A 6,386-nucleotide genomic window follows, 5' to 3' on the forward strand; every position below is an offset into this window, starting at 1 on the left:
AGTCCCGACGAGCACCTGGGAGGCATTCCTCGTCGGGACCGCACCGGACGGTATCAGCCAGCCACATCCCTGAGGCGACCGGTCGACGTGCGAAGTGCCCAGCCTTTTGTAGGCTTAATTGTGGCACCTGCGCAGCAGCTCGACATCGCCGACGGTGTCAGCATGCCCACCGTCGGCGTGGGCACATGGCGACTTGACGGTGCCCTTCTCCTCTCCATCCTCGATCGGGCGCTGGGTATCGGCTATCGTCTCGTGGACACAGCGTCGTACTATCGCAACGAATCGGCTGCGGGTGCCGCCCTCAAAGCGTCCGGCCTGGCGCGGAACTCATTCTTCGTCACGACCAAGATTCGTGGATACGACCAGGGTCGCGAGTGTACAGCGCGGGCCCTCGGCCATTCGCTGCGACGATTGCGCCTCGATCACGTAGATCTGCTGCTCATCCATTGGCCGTTGCCTATGAGGGACCTGTATGTGGCCACTTGGGAAGAGCTGATCGCTTTGCGGGACCGCGGCCTGACCAGGGCGATCGGGGTCTCCAACTTCGAGCCGGTGCACATCGAACGACTGGTAGCCGAGACAGGGGTGGCGCCGGCCGTCAACCAGATCCAGTGCAACCCGGCCGTGCAGAACAACGCCATGCGCCAGCACAATCGCATCCGCAAGATTCACAGTCAGGCATGGGAGCCATTGGGGAACCGAAGTCGGCTGCTCGAGCATCAGGTGGTTCGCGCGGTGGCCGAGGAGGTCCGGCGGACGCCCGCTCAGGTCGTTCTCCGCTGGCATCTTGCACGGCACAACTCGGTCATACCTAAGACGGCGACACCCCAGCGGCTGGCCGAGAATCTCGACATTTTCGGCTGGGACCTTGATGACGATCACCTGCATAGACTGGACCGCCTTGATCAAGGTGCCGAAGGCCGGGTGGATCCGGCGATTAACCTTGTCGAATGAGCATGCGAGGGGCTGGACGCGATGTTCGCCTGTTGCTGACTGGTGCCAGCCGCATCGAGGTCGGGCTGGCCGAAGCTCCTCGTCCGGGGCTGGGCGAGGTAGTCATCGAGGTCAGCCTCACTGGCATCTGCGGTAGCGAGGTTGAGGACTCCAAGACCCTGATGTACCGGCGGCCGCCAGTCGTCATGGGACACGAGATCGTCGGACGTTTGCCCGACGGCTCGCGGGTCGCTGTCAACCCGCTCCTGACGTGCGGAGACTGCGCGCCGTGCCGGTGCGGGCGAACGAACATCTGTGCATCAAGGGAGGTCCTCGGCATTCACCGGCCGGGCGGCTTTGCACCATACGTCGCCGTACCGCGAGGTCAGGTCCTTGGGTTGCCGGATGATGTGTCAGACCGGCAGGCGGTCATGGTGGAGCCGCTTGCCAACGGGCTGCACGCCTGGAACATGTCCGGTGCCGGTCCCGCGACCAAGATCGCTGTCCTCGGTGCCGGGCCGATCGGGCTCTCGGTCGCCCTCGCCGCCTCAATACAGGGCGTATCGGCGATAGACGTCGTCGAACCGGTCGCCGAGCGTAGGCAGGCCGCCGCGGGCATCGGGGCGAACGTCCGAGATCAGCCGAGCAGCGGGTACGACCTCGTCATCGACTGTGTCGGCAGATGCGGAACCCGTCGCGCCTCGGTGGCGGCCCTCGCCTACGGCGGCACGGCGGTCTGGTTGGGGCTGCAGAGCCCAGAGCCGGGCTTCGACAGCCTCGAGTTGGTACGGACGGAGAAGACTGTCCGAGGTTCCTACGGTTACACCGCCGACGAGTTCGCCAAAGCCCTCGCCCTCGCCGCCAGCGTGCCACCCGGCTGGGTCACAGAGCAGCCTCTCGAGGACGGTCCGGCGGTCTTCGACTCGCTATGGCGAGGCGAACTCAGTAGTCCGAAAGTGGCACTTCGCCCGGCCGTACGAGGTGTCGCGTGAGCGATGACGTCTACGTCCCGCCGCAGCGTATCGGCTTTCGGAAGCTGTCCGCGGCCGAGATGGAGCGATACACGGAGATCGCCGGCGAGGCGCTGAGCCGGTTCGGGATAGCGTCCTTCAGCCTTGCGAATATCGTGCTGCACTCCAACGTCACGGCCCGGGTGCTCCGGCCCGGTTGCAGGCCACTGGCTCTTCGGCTGCGTACCGGGCCGGCGGTCAGCGTGGCAACCGAGATGGCCTGGCTCAGAGCCGTCCGCCGAGGCACCGGGATTTGGACCATCGAGCCGTACTCCGACCGGAACACGATCTGGATCGGCACCGGTACCGCCGAGATCGAGTGTTCCCTGTTCTACTGGGCCGAGGGGGAGCCGCTGGCCGCCCACCTGACGCCCGGCAACTACCGGGAACTCGGCCGGTTGTCGGCGGAACTTCACGAGTTCGCCGCGACGTGGAACCCGCCGCCAGACCTGGCCCCGCTACGCTGGGACCGCACGATGTACTACGAGGGCACCGAGCTCGTGGTAGACGATCCGCGATTCGCCACAGTGATCTCCGCTGTCGACGCGGCCGCTGTCCGGCGGACGGCCCAGCGCGCGGACGGGGAGCTGGCGCGGATCGCCGCGTTGCCGGGGCCTGTCTTCCTACACGGCAACATTGAGATGTGGAACGTCTTGGTCGACGACCACGGACGGCTGCGGCTGCTCGACTTTGAGGACGTCATGGTCGGACAGCCGATCCACGACGTGGCGATCACCCTGTACTACGGTATGGAACGGCCGGACTACCCCGCGCTGCGAGAAGCGTTCGAGTCTGGATACCGCTTGGTTCGGCCCTGGCCGGTGGCGCCCGGCGACGACCTCGATCTGCTCATGGCCGCCCGGGCGATCATGTTGCTCAACCACACGCTGCTGACGCATGCAGATCCCGGGCCGGTCGTCGTCCGTCTGCTTCCCATCATTCTCCGCGCCGCCTAATTGCGGTACCGGCGCACGGCTGCCTCGATCGCATCGGCGGTGAAGTCCAGGTCGGCATCGGTGTGCGCGGTCGAGACATAGAGGATGCCCTTGGGCATCAGGTGTATCCCGTGCGCCAGCAGATCTGCCGTGAACCGGCGGTACAACTCGATGTCTGCCTCGAGCGTGTCCGCGTACCGCTCGACGGTTGTCACCCCCGCGAACGCGTGCCCGACACCGGTGTCACGGCGGACGGCCAACGGCACCCTGGTCCCCTTGGTCGTCTCCTCGAGGATGCCGGCCAGACGACCGATCAGCTTATCGAGGCGGTGATAGACCTCCGGGGCTATGCGCTCCAACTCAGTGATCACGGCGAGGGCCGCCGCCACCGCGACGGCGCTGCCGTTATACGTTCCGGCGTGCGCGACCCGGGCGTCGGCGACCACGGCCATGATGTCGGCGCGACCAGCAACCGCGCTGATCGGGAAGCCGCCGCCGAGCGCCTTGCCCAGCACGGTCAGATCGGGCTGCACGCCCAGCTTCTCCTGCGCGCCGCCGAGGCTCACCCGATAGCCTGTGATTACCTCGTCAAAGATCAGCACCGATCCGTTGTGGCGGACCAGGGCGGCCGCGGCTCGCAGGTACTCGTCCGTCGCGTGTAGGCAACCGCCGTCCACATTGACCGGTTCCATCAGGACCGCCGCGACGTCGCCGTCCAACGCCGACCGCAGGCTGCCGATGTCATTCCAGTCGCACACCACCGTCGACGACATGGCTGCTGGGTCCTGTCCGCCGGAACCGGGCGCCGGCCCCGTCTCCCCGTAGCTTGCGAGATTCACGTTGTCGATCCAGCCGTGATAGTGGCCGAGGAACTTAATCACTTTCCGCCGGCCAGTCGCCGCCCGCGCGATCCGCAGGGCAACCTGAACCGCTTCGGTTCCGGTACTGCTGAAGGCGCACATCTCCGCGCTGGGCACCGTTCGGCAGATGGCCTCGGCAAGTTCCGCCTCCAGCGGATGGTTCGCCCCAAAGGTGCTGCCCCGGCGCAGCTGTTCGCTGACTGCCGCGACGAGCGCGTCCGGGCTGTGCCCGAGGATCAGCGGGCCGTAGGCGAGGGCGTAGTCCACGTACCGGTTTCCGTCAACGTCCCACAATGCCGAACCCGAACCGCGACTGAAGGCAACCGGAACGGGCAGCTGCTCGGCGCGGATCCCTGAGGAGACGCCGCGGGCCAGGTGCCTGCTCGCCCGCTTGAAGTAACTAGTCGACCCCGACAGATCATGCCGGACGTACATGTGATTTCCTTCCAATCAGCTCGCTAGGCCATAACGGGTGGCGATCTGCGAGCGTGTCGACCAGTCGCGGCATCGGCCGCAGCAGCCTGGAGTGGCCGGTCTTCATGGGACATGCAAGGCTTTGCCGCGATCAACGAACGGGTCAGGCCCAATTCGGACGCCCGCACCTCGTCGGCCCCGCCAGCGGTGAGAGCCCGGTTCAGCGCGGGGCTTAAGCTGCCGGTCCATCGAGAATCTCCGACGTCCCCCGCGAATAGCCCTGCCGCGATGGCCGTGCGCAGTCTCTGAAAGTCACGGATGTCTCCTTCAACGGCGCCGACTTCGAGATCCTTGAGCCTGGCGCGCTCTCTCGGTCGTGTGGGCTGTGTCGGACAGCGAGTATCCGATCACCTCGGCGCCGAAAAGCCTCATCAGCGTGCGGAACCAGAACCGACGAAGCCGTGTCCCGTGACGAACACCTTCTGCCTAGCCATTCACCAATGGCGCAGACGATCACCATCCTCGTGATCCGTCGTCCGACCGGGCGTACCGCTCGTCTCGGCGCGCTGGCCGCAGCAGCCAATCACCGATCCCGACGGCCCAGCCGCCAATCCACGCGAACTCCCCGAGAATTGCGCGGGGGTCTCCCTGCCGCATGCGGTGTCCGCGCCGCCGCAACGCGTGCCAGGCCTTGACGAGCATGAACCAGTCGCGCGACGCCAAATGTTTGCCGTAATAGCCGCCCTGGCCCCGGCCGTACGAGTAGCGGACCGAGACGTAGTTGCGTCCCGTCCGCCAGGAGCGGTGGTGCACGACCGCGTCTGGGTCGAACACGATTCGGTAGCCAGCCAGCAGAAGACGGTATCCGTAGTCGTTGTCCTCCGAGGAGGGAAATCTGGTACCCGGGCCGATCCGCGAGTCGAAGGAGCCGACCTCCGCGAAGGTCGACGCCCACATCGCCATGTTGAAGGTGGCCAGCGGATCGACGGTGATCTGCCCTGTGTATTCGGCCGGCATCTCGTCCGCGTGCAGGGACAGCGCGAAGGCGCCCTCCTCCTCCGCCGGACCGGCGAGAACCCGCCCCGTGATGACTGCGCGATCACCGGCCTTGATCAGCGACTGGACAATCGTCCGCAGCCAGGCACGATCGACCAGGCAGTCGTCGTCGGTCACGACGACGACCGGGTGCGACGCGGCCGAGAACGCGGCATTCCTGCTACGGCTGATGCCCACCGTGTCCGAGTGCAGGTAACGGAAGGCGACTCCGATGGGTGGGCTCATCTCGGCGAGCTGCTGGTTGGGTTCCTCGCTCTGGTCGACCACTATGATCTCGTCGGGCCGCACCGATCCTTCCAGCACCGAGGCGACCGCGTCGGCCAGCAGTCCGGGACGGTTTCGTGAACTGATCAGAACGGTCACACCGTGCCCGTCAATCACGTCACGTCCTCCGCTCGCCGCCGGCGACGAATCGGAACGCCTCGCGCGCGACGGCGTGATCCGGCATCGAGGTGAGCTGGACGACGCCGGGACGGAGACAGAGAACGAACTCACGGCCCGCCGAGCCGGCCTTCTTGTCCTGTCCCATTAACATCCAGATCCGCTCGAAGTCAACCGCGGCAGAGAGCCTGGTCGGCAGGCCAACCCGGATCAGATGGCGGCGGGTGCGTTCGGGCAGTTCATGGGCGCCCTGGACGATGGCCGCCACGGAGGCGGCGAAAAGCATGCCGATGCCGACGGCCTCACCGTGGTTGTACTGGCGGTAGGCGGTGACCGCCTCCACCGCTTGGCCGAGGGTGTGGCCGTAGTTAAGGTAACGGCGCGGGCCGCAGTCCTGCTCGTCCTGCTCGACCAGCCCCACCTTGACCCGCACGCTGCGGTCAACCAGCTCACGGAGCAGGTCGTCAGCGACGGAACCGCTGGCGGGCAGGCTGTCGACGAGGTCGAGGATCACCGGATCGCCGACAAACCCGCACTTGATGATCTCGGCTAGGCCGCCGCGGATGTCACGGTCCGGCAGAGTCGCGAGCGCAGCTCGATCTGCGACGACTCGTTCCGGTTGATAGATGGTTCCGACGAGGTTCTTGCCGTCACTGAGGTTGACACCGTTCTTGCCACCGATCGCCGCGTCCACCTGGCCGGTCAGCGTCGTCGGGACCAAGACGAGGCGCGCGCCGCGCTTCCAGGTCGCCGCCACGAAGCCGGCGAGATCTGTGACGGCGCCGCCACCCATGCCG

The 6,386-nt window shown here is 66.4% G+C and carries 6 protein-coding genes; 3 read left to right on the forward strand and 3 right to left on the reverse strand.

Translation table 11 applies throughout. The features are described from left to right. Window positions 1–120 precede the first annotated feature (120 nt). From Vau01_RS52825 to Vau01_RS52835, 3 genes are read left to right on the forward strand one after another with little or no spacing between them, the layout of a single operon-like run. Window positions 121–954: an aldo/keto reductase gene (locus Vau01_RS52825; protein ID WP_204009114.1), complete on the forward strand. Its 834-nt coding sequence runs from the start codon at window positions 121–123 to the stop codon at window positions 952–954. Then, complete coding sequence (locus Vau01_RS52830; protein WP_204009115.1) at window positions 951–1,925, forward strand: zinc-dependent alcohol dehydrogenase; 975 nt, start codon at window positions 951–953, stop codon at window positions 1,923–1,925. Before Vau01_RS52825 ends, Vau01_RS52830 begins: the two co-directional genes overlap by 4 nt. After that, window positions 1,922–2,899, forward strand: coding sequence for a phosphotransferase enzyme family protein (locus tag Vau01_RS52835; RefSeq protein ID WP_204009116.1), 978 nt, complete (start codon window positions 1,922–1,924; stop codon window positions 2,897–2,899). The genes Vau01_RS52830 and Vau01_RS52835 overlap by 4 nt, the downstream gene beginning before the upstream one ends. On the opposite strand, the gene Vau01_RS52840 is transcribed toward Vau01_RS52835, so the two are convergent. The 3 genes from Vau01_RS52840 to Vau01_RS52850 all read right to left on the reverse strand — a co-directional run. Then, window positions 2,896–4,173 (reverse strand): aspartate aminotransferase family protein, encoded by a 1,278-nt coding sequence (locus Vau01_RS52840; protein ID WP_204009117.1) that lies wholly within the window; start codon window positions 4,171–4,173, stop codon window positions 2,896–2,898. The two genes, Vau01_RS52835 and Vau01_RS52840, sit on opposite strands and share 4 nt — an antisense overlap. A 492-nt stretch (window positions 4,174–4,665) precedes the next feature. After that, the gene (locus Vau01_RS52845; RefSeq protein ID WP_204009118.1) at window positions 4,666–5,571 is read right to left on the reverse strand and encodes a glycosyltransferase family 2 protein; all 906 of its coding nucleotides are present in this window, start codon (window positions 5,569–5,571) and stop codon (window positions 4,666–4,668) included. Window positions 5,572–5,590: 19 nt separating this feature from the next. Beyond that, on the reverse strand, window positions 5,591–6,386 hold a 796-nt coding region (locus Vau01_RS52850; RefSeq protein WP_204009119.1), incomplete at its 5' end, for a 3-dehydroquinate synthase.

This window comes from Virgisporangium aurantiacum, from assembly GCF_016863635.1.
GTDB lineage: Bacteria > Actinomycetota > Actinomycetes > Mycobacteriales > Micromonosporaceae > Virgisporangium > Virgisporangium aurantiacum.